This window comes from Kaistia nematophila (assembly GCF_026343855.1).
In the GTDB taxonomy this organism is placed as follows: Bacteria; Pseudomonadota; Alphaproteobacteria; order Rhizobiales; family Kaistiaceae; genus Kaistia; species Kaistia nematophila.
In genome coordinates this window covers 42553-54278 of record NZ_JAPKNK010000016.1, presented here as the reverse complement: position 1 = coordinate 54278, position 11726 = coordinate 42553, and the positions used below count along the sequence as shown (strand labels likewise).

10 protein-coding genes are annotated in these 11726 nt (G+C 68.2%); 2 read left to right on the top strand and 8 right to left on the bottom strand.

Annotated features, from left to right (window positions below; translation table 11 throughout):
- Positions 1 to 342, bottom strand: a 342-nt coding sequence (locus tag OSH07_RS23840) for a DUF6616 family protein (protein ID WP_266341216.1), incomplete at its 3' end; no start/stop codon positions are given.
- A gap of 71 nt (positions 343 to 413) precedes the next feature.
- Positions 414 to 923 (bottom strand): MarR family winged helix-turn-helix transcriptional regulator, encoded by a 510-nt coding sequence (locus OSH07_RS23835; RefSeq protein WP_266341215.1) that lies wholly within the window; start codon positions 921 to 923, stop codon positions 414 to 416.
- Between the two features lie 289 nt (positions 924 to 1212).
- On the opposite strand from OSH07_RS23835, the gene mprF reads away from it, so the two are divergent.
- Both mprF and OSH07_RS23825 read left to right on the top strand, forming a co-directional pair.
- A complete protein-coding gene (gene mprF / locus OSH07_RS23830; protein WP_266341214.1) occupies positions 1213 to 3840 on the top strand; it encodes a bifunctional lysylphosphatidylglycerol flippase/synthetase MprF in 2628 nt (875 codons plus the stop codon).
- Complete coding sequence (locus OSH07_RS23825; protein WP_266341213.1) at positions 3837 to 5243, top strand: virulence factor family protein; 1407 nt, start codon at positions 3837 to 3839, stop codon at positions 5241 to 5243. The genes mprF and OSH07_RS23825 overlap by 4 nt, the downstream gene beginning before the upstream one ends.
- 94 nt (positions 5244 to 5337) lie before the next feature.
- Here the strand turns inward: OSH07_RS23825 and OSH07_RS23820 are convergent, their stop codons facing one another.
- From OSH07_RS23820 to OSH07_RS23795, 6 genes are all read right to left on the bottom strand, one after another.
- The gene (locus tag OSH07_RS23820; protein ID WP_266341212.1) at positions 5338 to 5775 is read right to left on the bottom strand and encodes a DoxX family protein; all 438 of its coding nucleotides are present in this window, start codon (positions 5773 to 5775) and stop codon (positions 5338 to 5340) included.
- A gap of 97 nt (positions 5776 to 5872) precedes the next feature.
- Positions 5873 to 7780 (bottom strand): DUF2207 domain-containing protein, encoded by a 1908-nt coding sequence (locus OSH07_RS23815; RefSeq protein ID WP_266341211.1) that lies wholly within the window; start codon positions 7778 to 7780, stop codon positions 5873 to 5875.
- 10 nt (positions 7781 to 7790) lie between these two features.
- Positions 7791 to 8345, bottom strand: coding sequence for a LemA family protein (locus OSH07_RS23810; protein WP_266341210.1), 555 nt, complete (start codon positions 8343 to 8345; stop codon positions 7791 to 7793).
- Between the two features lie 209 nt (positions 8346 to 8554).
- Positions 8555 to 10012: a patatin-like phospholipase family protein gene (locus OSH07_RS23805; RefSeq protein WP_266341209.1), complete on the bottom strand. Its 1458-nt coding sequence runs from the start codon at positions 10010 to 10012 to the stop codon at positions 8555 to 8557.
- A 72-nt stretch (positions 10013 to 10084) separates the two neighbouring features.
- The gene (locus OSH07_RS23800; protein ID WP_266341208.1) at positions 10085 to 10933 is read right to left on the bottom strand and encodes an ABC transporter permease subunit; all 849 of its coding nucleotides are present in this window, start codon (positions 10931 to 10933) and stop codon (positions 10085 to 10087) included.
- On the bottom strand, positions 10930 to 11700 hold the full coding sequence (locus tag OSH07_RS23795) for a taurine ABC transporter ATP-binding protein (RefSeq protein WP_266341207.1): 771 nt from the start codon (positions 11698 to 11700) through the stop codon (positions 10930 to 10932). The genes OSH07_RS23800 and OSH07_RS23795 overlap by 4 nt, the downstream gene beginning before the upstream one ends.
- Between the last annotated feature and the right edge of the window lie 26 nt (positions 11701 to 11726).

Below are 11726 nucleotides of genomic sequence, written 5' to 3'. Positions count from 1 at the left end.
GGCCGTGGCGGCGGCCAGTCTGCCCATGTGGCGAACGAGGTCGGTGGCGGACCCCGCCGCATTGATCGTGTCGAAGTAATCGTGCCAACCGGACGCCGCGATGCCGTCGAGCAGCGCATCCAGCGCCGCTTCGTCTGCAAGGCGCCAGATGGCGAAGAACGACTGCGACGCCGGGTGGAGCTTGGTCGCGTCGGTTTCGCCGAAAGCGAGGGCCTCGATGCCCAATTCCGACAGGGCGGCCATGCCGGCGCCGATCGCCTCGAAGAACTGCTGCTTGTCCGCCGGATCGAGTGCGATCCAGGCTGGCTTGGGCGAATAGAGCTCGGCCAGATACTGCGTCATTTGTTGGTTCCTTGGGTAGGTCGTCTCATGGCCCCCGTCGTGACGAAAGGGGCCTGCTGCGATTGGGCGGGTCAGGCAGTGCGATCGCCGGATCCACTATCCGTCGCCAGCCAGACGCGCCGCAGCAGACCGCTGAGGACGCGCTGTTCGTCGTCGCTGAGATCCGCCAGCAGCGTGTCGATCCAGCGGGTGTGCTCCTGAAACAGCGTCGCCGCCATTTCCTCTCCCTTGCCGGTCAGCCGAACAGCGACCCGCCGGCGGTCCTCGGCCATGGCGTTGCGGGCGAGGAAGCCATCGCGCTCGAGGCCATCCAGCAGCCCCGTGATGGTCGCCCGCGTCACGCCGGCGCGTTCCGCCAGTTCATGCGGCGACAATCCGTCCGGGCGATCCCGAAGCAGGAAGAGCAGCACGAACTTTCCCTCGGAAAGCTGATGCGGCGCCAGCCGCGCGGCGCAGTCGCGATCGATCGCGGCCGCGAGGGTCAGCAATTCGAAGCACAGGCGCAGGTTGCCGATGTCGGTCTGGCCGCGCTGCCGGGCTTCATCGAGAAGTGCGAGGTGTTTCTGTTCGAGCGTAATCATATGGCGCCTTCTAATATGGCGCCTAATCACATGTCAATATTTTGTGCGGGTGGGCCGGAAGTCCGCATCGGCCTCAATGCAGCCAGAATTGAAGCTCTTCAAGCTTGCTGTAGGATGCAAGGAGAAGGCAGCGCTGCGGCGGTATGGACGTATGGGTCCGAACCCGGCCGGAGTTGCGAAGTCCACGATGACCCAAAGCGCCATGATGTCCGTTCCGAACGCCGAAAGCCCTCCGGAAGCGAAGAGCCGTCCGGCAAGCCGGAACTCTTCCGGGTCGAGGCGGGAAGCCATGCCCGACGATGTCGAGGCCTTCAACGTCCCGAATGAGGCGGACGAGGTCGAGCCTTCCCACTATGAGCGCTGGAAGGCCGTTCTGACGCCCTGGCGGCCGGCCATCACCGCGCTCGCCGGTATCGTCGTCGTCGTCCTCGTCTGGCTCGCCATCTCGAAGCTGATCGCCGAGGTCGACTACAATGACGTGCTCGACACGCTGCATGCGACGCCCGTCTGGGCGATCGCCGCCGCGCTCGGCTTCACGGCGCTGAGCTTCCTCGCGCTCAGCATCTACGACCTCTCGGCGCTGCGTTATCTCGGCCGCGCGATCCCGTATCCGATCGTCGCGCTGACGGCGTTCTGCGCCTACGCGGTGGGCAATACCGCCGGCTTCGGCCCGCTGACCGGCGGCGCCATCCGCTTCCGCTTCTACGCCCGGCTCGGCTTCGAGCCCTCCGACGTCGCCAAGGTGGTCGCCTATGTCACCGTCGCCTTCGGCATCGGCCTCGCGGGCGTCACCGGGCTCGGCCTCACCTTCGCCGCCCATGATCTCGCCGATCCGTTGTCGCTGCCGCCGACCCTGCTCAGGGTGTTGGGCGGGCTCATCCTGGTGCTGATGGCCGGCCTGTTCGCCTATTCCGCTTTCGGCAATGGCCGCATCGGCTGGCGCGGCTTGTCCGTGCCGCTGCCGCGCCCCGGCCTCATGCTGGCGCAGTTCGCCGCCACCCTCGTCGATGTCTCGGCCGCCGCCGCGGTGCTCTGGGTCCTGCTGCCGCAGACCGATGTCGGCCTGCCGGCCTTCGTCGCCGTCTATGCGGTAGCGATCGGCCTCGGCGTCGCCAGTCATGTGCCGGCCGGCCTCGGCGTGTTCGAGGCGGTGATCATCGCCGTCGTCGGCAGGACCGCCTCGGTCGATCAGGTGCTGTCGGCGCTGATCCTCTACCGCGTGATCTACTACGGCGTGCCGCTCCTCGTCGCCTCCGGCCTCGTCACCGGCATGGAGGTGCGCCGCGCCGCGTCCGGGGCACAGGCCTCGCGCGTTCTTAGGGCCGGCGCGCAGCTTTCGCCGCGCGTGCTGGCGACGCTCACCTTCGCCCTCGGCGCCGTGCTCGTGCTTTCCGGCGTCACGCCCGCCGCCGACCAGCGGCTCGACCTGCTCTCCGACCTGCTGCCGCTGCCGATCCTCGAAGGCGCGCATTTCCTCGAAAGCGTGCTCGGCCTCGGCCTGATCGTGATCGCGCGCGGCCTGGCGCACCGGCTCGACGGCGCCTGGTGGGCCGCGGTGGTGGCGGTCGGTGCGGCGGTCATGCTGTCGCTCTTGAAGGCGCTCGCGATCAGCGAGTCGATCGCGCTGGCGCTGCTGTTCATCGCGCTGCTGGCGGCGCGGCGCGAATTCAACCGGCCGGCCTCGCTGCTGCACCAGCGGCTGACGCCCGGCTGGCTGCTGGCGATCACCACCGTGATCGTGACGGCGGCGGCCGTGATGTTCTTCGTCTACAGCGACGTCGAATATTCGAACCAGCTCTGGTGGCAGTTCGAGTTCTCGGAAGAGGCGCCGCGCAGCCTGCGCGCGCTGCTCGGCGTCGTCATCGCCGCCGGCTCCTTCGCCGCGTGGTCGCTGCTGCGCGCCTCCAAGGGCAAGACCGGCCAGCCCGAGCCGGAAGAGATTGCCGAAGCCGTGCGGATCCTGGCGGCGCAGCCGCACCCGGACGCCAACCTCGTTCGCATGGGCGACAAGACGCTGCTGTTTTCGGACGACCGCCGCGCCTTCATCATGTTCGGCCGCCAGGCCCATTCCTGGGTGGCGCTTTTCGATCCGATCGGGCCGCGCTCGTCCTGGCCGGGCCTGATCTGGCAGTTCGTCGAGATGGCGCGGGCGGCGGGCGGGCGCGCCATGTTCTACCAGGTGATGCCGGAAAACCTCGCGCTCTATGCCGATGCCGGCATGCGCGCCTACAAGCTCGGCGAGGCGGCACAGGTCGATTTGCAGAACTTCGACCTGAAGGGCGCCAAGCGCGCCAGCCTGCGCCATGCCTTCAACCGCAGCCAGCGCGAGGGCCTGAGCTTCGAGCTGCTCGAGCCGGATCAGGTCGAGCAGTCGATCGACGACCTGCAGCGGATCTCCAACCTCTGGCTCGCCGAGCACCGCGCCCGCGAGAAGCGCTTCTCGCTCGGCGCCTTCGACCGCGCCTATGTGATGGCGCAGCCGGCCGCCATCGTGCGGCGCGACGGGCGCATCGTCGCCTTCGCCACCGTGATGATGACGGGGATGAAGCAGGAGGCGACCATCGACCTGATGCGGTTCGAGCCGGAGGTGCCTGCCGGCACGATGGAATTCCTGTTCATCAGCCTCATGCTGCATCTGAAGGAACAGGGCTATCACCGCTTCGATCTCGGCATGGCGCCGCTTTCCGGCCTTTCCGAGAGCCCTGCGGCGCCGTTCTGGCACCGGATGGGCCGGGCCGTGTTCGAGCATGGCGAACGCTTCTACAATTTTCATGGGCTGCGGGCCTTCAAGGCCAAGTTCCAGCCCCAATGGCAGCCCCGGTACATCGCCGTATCCGGGGGCATGTCGCCGGCGCTCGCGCTGGCCGACGTGACAGTGCTGATCAGTGGCGGGCTCAAGGGAGTGGTTGGTAAATGATCCGGAATTGGCTCTTCGCGACGGTGCTTGCCTGCGCTCCGCTGCCGGCGCTGGCGCAGGACGCGCCCGCCGCCGACGCGGCGCCGAAGGCGGACGGCTTCACGACCGGCCTGCTCGGCAAGCCGGAGATCCTGCTGCCGACCGAGACCGTCACCGGCGCCGTCTTCCTGTTCTCCGACAAGGCGGGCTGGACGCCCGAGGACGAGACCACGGCCAAGAGCCTGCGGGATGCGGGCGCCATCGTCGTCGGCATAGACACGCCGAAGTTCCTGGCGGGTCTCGAGGCCGACAAGGGCGAGGACTGCGTCTACGTCGTCGGCGACATCGAGGATCTGAGCCATCAGATCCAGCGCCAGCTCGGCACCAACATCTATCATTCGCCCGTCATCGCCGGCATCGGCACCGCCGGCGCGCTGGCGCTCGACCTCGCGGCGCAGACGCCGGACGCCACCGTCGGCCGCACCGTCGCCGTCGATCCGGCGCTCGCGCTGCCGCTGGTCAAGGCGCTGTGCACCGACGCACCGCGCACCGAAGTCGCCGGCGGCGTCACCTATGGCCTGGAACAGGGCGATCCCGCCAATCCGGTCGACGTGATCTACACCGCCGCCGCACCCGCCGACGGCAAGGCGCATGTCGCCGATCTGCAGAAGCAGGGCTTCAAGCTCAAGGACAAGACGGTCCAGGGTGATGCGCGCGCCGCGCTGCTCGACCGCCTGCAGCACCTCCTGGTGCCGAAATCGACCGATTCCGACCCGCTCGCCGACCTGCAACTCATCGAGCTGCCGGCGACTGCGAAGCTCGACACGCTGGCGATCGTCTATTCGGGCGATGGCGGCTGGCGCGACATCGACAAGTCTGTCGCCGAGACGCTCCAGAAGGAAGGCGTCCCGACCGTCGGCGTCGACTCGCTGCGCTATTTCTGGTCGAAGAAGACCCCGGAGCAGACCTCGGCAGACCTCGCCCGCATCATCGAGGCCTATACCGAGCGGTGGGGCGTCGATCATGTCATCCTGATCGGCTATTCCTTCGGCGCCGACGTGCTGCCAGCCGCCTATAACCGCCTGCCGCCCGACGCCAAGGACATGGTCTCGCAGCTGTCGCTGCTCGGCCTGTCGGAGGCGGTCGACTACGAGGTTTCGGTCGGCGAGTTCCTCGGCACCAGTTCCAGCGAGGGCCAGACCCTGCCGGACCTGAAGCTGATCAAGCCGGCGCTGGTGCAGTGCGTCTATGGCGAGGAAGAGGACGATTCCGCCTGTCCGAAGCTCGAAGGCAGCGGCGTCGAGTTGATCAAGACGACCGGCGGCCACCACTTCGACGGCGACTACGAGGCGCTGGCGGCCAAGATCCTCGACGGCTTCAAGCACCGCGTCGCCACCGGCAGCCATCCGCAGGCGAAGAAATAGGCTGCGGTGGAACGTCAGCTTCCCAAGCTGGCGTTCCAGCCCCCTCATCATCGACATGCTGAGGAGGCCCGAAGGGCCGCCTCGAAGCACTCGCTCAGGGAGAGGTGAGGGACGTTCTTGCCCTCCCGAGCGGGGACAGCCGCAGCGCCAGCTTTTCGCCGGGGCCGTGCACGGCGGCGAAGAGCAGGCCGGCGATGAAGGTGAAGTGGTCGACGAAGAAGCCGAAGTCGACCTGGTTGCCGCTCCAGTGCGACGGGCCATGAAAGGCGAGCGCCAGGAAGAGGATGTACGCCGCCGCCAGCAGGGCCGCCTCCGAGAAGAACGCCCCGGTCAGCAGGGCCAGGGCCAGCACCGTCTCGAAGATCGCGGCGACCCAGGCGAGGAACAGCGGGAACGGGAAGCCCGCCGAGGCGATGTAGCCGGCGGTCGCATTGATGTCGACGAACTTGAACGTGGCGGCCATCACGAAGACGCCGCCGAAGATCAGCCGGGCGATGAGGATGGCTGTGGTTCTGAGTGCCGGTGTGTCCATGGTTCGGTCCCTCCCGAAACGATGCGCTATGCAAGAGCGACGAACGGGCGATACCGCTTTCGACAGGGGGCGGCGATTTTTCTCCGAACCGGTTCCTTTACCAGCCGGAACCGCCGCCTCCGCCGCCGCCGCCACCCGATGAACCGCCGCCACTGCTGCCGCTGAAGCCGCCGGAGCCCGAGCTTGAGCCCGGGGCGGTCGAGGCGGAGGCGACCGTCTGCGACAGGCCGGAGCCAAGGCGGTCGACAAGGTCGGTGGCGCTGCGGTTGTTGCTGGCGAGATACCAGCTTGAAACCGCGGCCGTCGCGCCGGCGGCCGCCAGCACGCCGGCGAATTTCTTCGCCCAGGCATTCTCGACGTCGAGCGCCACCGCATAGGGCAGATAGCGCTCGAACAGCTCCGGCGTCTTCTCCGGCGGATGCAGCATCTCCAGCCGATGTTCCTCGGCGATGCCGAGATACTGGCGGAAGCCGGCGATGGCGTCTCGCAGCTTCTGGCCCTCCGGCGTCGGCGAACGCATCCACGAGAAGGCGGAGGCCAGCATCGGCAGCAGCGCGAAGGGCAGCACCAGCACGGCGAGGTCGAGCGGGCCGCGCACGGCGCTCAGGAAGACGCCGAGCCCGGCGCCGCCGAAGGCGAGCGCGAAGATGCCGGTGAAGAGCAGGGCGAAGATCCGCTTGTACCAGGGGCTGCCGCGCAGCGAGCGCAGCGTCAGGCCGACGACGATCGAGGGGACCGACAGGAACACCAGGCTAAAGGCGGCGACCATGCCGTTCTCGCCCATCGCGATGACCAGGCCGATCGCGGCCAGGACATAAGCGGCCAGCGTGATCAGCACGCCGCCCGTCAGCCAGCCGCTGTTCATGTTGAAGACGGTGCCGGAATAGGCCTTGGCGAGGCCCTTCGCGAGCGTCGCCTTGGCGTTCGAAAGCGTCGCGTGGTTCGATTGCACCAGCGAGATCTCGCCGCGGCTGCGGAAAAGCGCCTGCGCCGCCGCCGTCTCGGGCGCCGCGATCGGCTTGCCGCCCGGCGTGCGGCTCACCACCAGGGTCTTGCCGCTGTCGGCGATCTTCAATTGGCCCTTGACGCCGAGATCGAGGATCGCCGCCGTGAAGGCGCGGTCGTCGAAGCTCATTTCGGAGACGTAGCGCGTCGCGGCGGCCGAAAGGCCCTCCGGCGGCGTGAAAAGCGGAATGACGGGGCCGGGCTTCGGGTCGCGGCCGGCCTTGCGCCAGGCCTGGAACAGATAGAGCAGCCCGCCGACGGCGCCGAGCAGGGCGAAGATGGCGCCTATATTGTCGTGAAGCCACCAGACCGTGCGCTGGCCCTGGCTCGGCGTGTCGACGACGCCCTTTTGCCAGGCGGCGGCGACGGTCAGGCCGTTGTGAGCGGGGAGAGGCGCGGTGGTGCGGAAGACGATCCGTCCCGGCTCCTTCGAGACGACCTCGGCGTCCTGGCCGCGCTCGCCCTGCTGGCCGGTATAGATCGCCGTGTTGCCGAAGGGGACCGCCTCCGGCAGCGTGATCCGCGCCTCGGCGACGTCGATCGGGAAGGTCCAGCCGGTGCCGGTGGCGTTCCAGTAGAGCTCGTCGAAACCGTCGAAGAAGCTGATCTGGCGCGTGGTGCGGTAGCGGATGACATAGTCGTGCGGGCCGGGCGAAAGCAGCGTGTCGGCCGAGCCGATGCGGATGCGCTTGCCGTTCGAAAGCTGCTCGATCGCGAAAGGTTCGTTCTGGCCGTCGCGGGTGACGGATTCGACGTCGAAGCCGACGACGACCGAACCGCCCTTGTCGTCGCGGTAGGTGGTGGGGAAATCGCGCAGGATACCGCGGCGGATCTCGTTGCCTTCCGCCTGCACGCGGATGGTCTCGGTCACGTCGAGATCGCCGTTCTTCTGCACGTTCACGTCGGAGACAAAGCGCAGGATGCGCTCCTCGGCGCCGGCCGAAGCCAGCGGCGAAAGCGCGAGCAGCAGACCGACGACGAGACCGGCTATGCGTCGCATGGCGCGCGCCTCAGAACGAGACCTTGGGCGGTATCTGCGCGGCGGCGCGGTCCTCGATTTCGTAGAACGCCTCGGGACGGAAGCCGAACATGTTGGCGACCAGCACGCTCGGGAAGGTCTGGATCGCGGTGTTCAGGTCGCGCACCGTGCCGTTGTAGTAGCGGCGCGCCATCTGCATCTCGTCCTCGATGTTGGCGAGTTGCGCCTGCAACTCGCGGAAATTGGCGTCGGCCTTCAGGTCCGGATAGGCCTCGGAAATGGCGATCAGCCGGCCGAGCGCGCCGGAAAGCGCCTGGTCGGCCGCCGCCTGGCTCTTGACGTCGCCGGCGTTCATGCTCGCGGCGCGCTTGGCGGCGACATCCTCGAAGATGCCCTTTTCGTGCGCGGCATAGCCCTTCACCGTCTCGACCAGGTTGGGGATCAGGTCGGCGCGGCGCTTCAGCTGCACGTCGATGCCGCTCCAGCCCTCATGGGCGAGGTTCCGCTTGGCGACGAGGTTGTTGTAGAGGCTGACGGCATAGAAGGCGGCCGCCACGATCACGGCCAGGACGATCCATGTGGTCAAGGTCTTCTCCCTCGGCTTGGCCGCGTGACCGCTCTGTGGCCGCGCTGCGATTTTCGAATCCCGCCCGCGTCAAACTGGCGTCGATCGTTGATAGCGCTTCAGGGTGGCGATTGCGAAGGGCCCGTCTGAGGCGCAGCTGCCCGCATTCCTATCGAGGGGAGACGACGTGGACTATGACGCCCCTCACAAGGCGGCCGACGCCGCGGGCGTCAGTTCCGCGCCTGCGGGCCGATCGCGTCGAAGATCCGCGAGCGTTGGCGGGCCTCGCGCGCGACCTTCTGGATGTTGGGGTTGCGCTGCACGGCCTCGCGCCCGGCGGCGATCACGAGCTCCACCTGCGCCTTGTCGAGGCGCAGCCGGGTCGGAATGTCGTTCAGTCGCCGGTAGAGCGACGGGTCGGCGTCGCGGAAAGTCAGATGCTCGGTGGTGACGACGACATCGCGGCAGTTCCAGCCGACGAGCGTGCCTCGATAGCGCAGGACCTGTGCGGTGGAGAGGCCGCAGCGATAGCGGATCAACTGCTGTTGCCATTCGTTCAGCGTCAGGTCGACGGCATCGAAGCCGTGTCCGGTCGAGGCGGCGATCGTCGTATCGGCGACCGAGCGCAGGATCTTGCCGAGATGCGGATTCTTCGGCGAGGCGCCCCAGTCATATTGCCCGTCGACGCCGGCGTCGGTGACGATGAACAGGAAGTTGTGCAGGCGGACGGCCTGGTGCGCCGAGAGCGGCGCATAGGGCGTGGCGGCGGCGGCCCGCTCCAGCGACAGGCCGCTGACGCCGAGATTGTCCGTCAGCCCGCCATCCAGCAGGCGGACATATTTGAGCTCGTCCTTCGACTGGTAGGAATCGAGCGCCCGCGCATAGGCCTGCAGGCGGATCGAGGGATTGTCGGATTCGAGCGCCTTCTGCAGCCAGGCCGGCCTCCGGTAGTTGCATTCCCCCTTGGTCGGCGTGTTGAGTACGACAGGCGCGAAGACGACCGGCACGGCGGCCGAGGCAGCGACGGCATCGGCGATCTTGATCTGGTCGAGGTCGCTGCAGAGGGCCGAGAATGTGTCCTGGGTAAAGAGGAAGGGCGTCTTGTTGTAGATGTCCGACGCCGTGATCCAGACGATCGGCCGGTCCGGCTTCTCGAAGGCGGCATAGGTCTTGCCGTCGAACAGCCTTTCGTCGAGCCAGCGGCCGAAGCTGCTACGGTCGTTGGCGCCGCCCTGCATGGCGGCGGTCATGAGATTGGCGGGGTTGGGCGACGTCCGCATATAGGCCTCGGCGTTCTGCTCGAGGAAGCGTTCGCGGAAATCGACGAACTCGTCCTTGCCCTTGTAGCCGAGATAGGCCGCCATGACGGCGCCGCCCGAAGTGCCGGCGACGGAGCGCACGTCGTCGACCAGGCTGCGCTCGCGCGGGTGGTCGTCGATGATCAGCGTGTCGAGTTCGAGAAGCGCGCCATAGGCGAAGGCGGCCGCGCGCGTGCCGCCGCCCGAAAAGGCGAGCGCGACGATTGTGCTGCCGTCATCGGTCGGGTCGGGCATGGCATCCGGCGACGGCTTGCCGGCAACTGGGCTGGTCTGGTTGATCGGCGTGCTGTCGATTGCCGAACAGCCCGACACCGCGATGGCCGCCGCCAGCCCGACGAGCCGAAGCGCTGCTCCTAGCCTGCTTTGCAACGATCCATTCCCCACGCCCGCTCTTTCCCGGCAGTCTAGGGAGGGAGGGATTAAGCCTCCTTGAACGGGCGCTCAGGCCTTGCCGGCCCAGGGCACCAGGCGGCGCTCGATCCAGCGCAGCGTCGCCTCCAGCGCGAAGGCGACGGCGGCGATGACGAGGATGCCCATCAGGACCACGTCCGTGACCAGGAACTGCGCCGCGGACTGGATCATGAAGCCGAGGCCGCGCGAGGCGGCGACCAGTTCGGCCGCAACCAGCGTCGACCAACCCGCGCCGAGCGCGATGCGGATGCCGGTCAGGATCGAGGGCAGGGCGCTCGGCAGCACGACATGGCGGAGCAACTGGCCGCGTGTCGCGCCGAGCGAGCGGGCGGCGTTGAGCCGGTCGGGATCGGCGCCCTTCACGCCCGAGGCGGTCGAGATGACGATCGGCGCCAGCATGGCGACGCCGATGATCAGGATCTTCGACGGCTCGCCGATGCCGAACCAGATGATGACAAGCGGCAGGTAGGCGAGCGGCGGGATCGGGCGCAGGAACTCGATGATCGGATCGAAGATGCCGCGGCCGATGCGGCTCGCGCCGATGGCGAAGCCGATCGGCACGGCGATCGCCGTCGCGCCGACGAGGGCCGCGAAGACGCGGGCGAGGCTGGCGGAAAGGTGCTGCCAGAGTGTCGCGTCGACGAAGCCGTCGCGTGCGACGGTCAGGAACGCCTTGCCGACCGCGAGCGGCGACGGCAGGAACAGCGCCGAGACCAGCTGGAAATGGGCGGCGACCGTCCAGGCCAGCAGCAGCGTGACCAGCGTCGCGGCCGCCGTGAGGGCGACGACCGGGCGTTTTCGCGGCGCCGGCGGCCGGGAGGCTTCGGACTCGGCGCTTCGCGCCGGCGCGAGGACCGTTTCGGCGAGTTCGAGGCTCATGCCGCTTCCCTCTCAAAGATGCTGTCGAGCAGGTCCTCGCGCGCCGCGACGAAGGCGGGACTCGCCTTGATCGAGCGGGCGCTTTCGCCGGCAAGACGACGGCGGCCGAAATCGACGTCGAGGCGGCGGATGATGCGGCCGGGGCCGGGCGCCATGACGATGATGCGGGTCGCGAGGTAGAGCGCTTCCTCGACGCCATGGGTGATCAGCAGCGTGCCGGCGCCGCTCGCGTCCCAGGCGGAGAGCAGCAAGTCCTGCATGCCTTCGCGGGTCATGGCGTCGAGCGCGCCGAGCGGCTCGTCCATCAGCAGGAAGGCGGGGTCGGCCGCGAGCGCCCGAGCGAGGCCGACGCGCTGGCGCTGGCCGCCGGAAAGCTGCCAGATCGGCCGGTCGCCGAGACCGGCGAGGCCGACGACGTCTAGCAGCCGGTCGGCCTGCTGCCGCCGTTCGGCCGGGCCGATGCCGGCGAGCCTGGCGGCGAAGGCGACGTTTTCCGCCGTCGTGAGCCACGGGAACAGCGCGTCGTTCTGGAAGACGACGGCGCGCTCGGCGCCAGGGCCGGCGACCTCCCGGCCATCGACCAGCACGCGGCCGGCATCGGGCGTCAGGAACCCGGCCGCCAGGTTGAGCAGCGAGGTCTTGCCGCAGCCCGAGCGCCCGACGATGACGACGAACTCTCCGGACGCAATGTCGAGCGAGACGTTCGAAAGCACGGGCGCGCCGCCGTCATAGCGAAGCGAGACGTTTTCCAGCGCGAGATGGGGCATGGGCGAATTCCTTCCGTGCCGCTCTT

Bases quoted from the DNA above. Each gene is read 5' to 3' on its own strand.
- OSH07_RS23815 (WP_266341211.1), bottom strand. From the start codon at position 7,780: ATGCGACGCATAGCCGGTCTCGTCGTCGGTCTGCTGCTCGCGCTTTCG.
- mprF (WP_266341214.1), top strand. From the start codon at position 1,213: ATGCCCGACGATGTCGAGGCCTTCAACGTCCCGAATGAGGCGGACGAG.
- OSH07_RS23795 (WP_266341207.1), bottom strand. From the start codon at position 11,700: ATGCCCCATCTCGCGCTGGAAAACGTCTCGCTTCGCTATGACGGCGGC.
- OSH07_RS23800 (WP_266341208.1), bottom strand. From the start codon at position 10,933: ATGAGCCTCGAACTCGCCGAAACGGTCCTCGCGCCGGCGCGAAGCGCC.
- OSH07_RS23825 (WP_266341213.1), top strand. From the start codon at position 3,837: ATGATCCGGAATTGGCTCTTCGCGACGGTGCTTGCCTGCGCTCCGCTG.
- OSH07_RS23820 (WP_266341212.1), bottom strand. From the start codon at position 5,775: ATGGACACACCGGCACTCAGAACCACAGCCATCCTCATCGCCCGGCTG.
- OSH07_RS23835 (WP_266341215.1), bottom strand. From the start codon at position 923: ATGATTACGCTCGAACAGAAACACCTCGCACTTCTCGATGAAGCCCGG.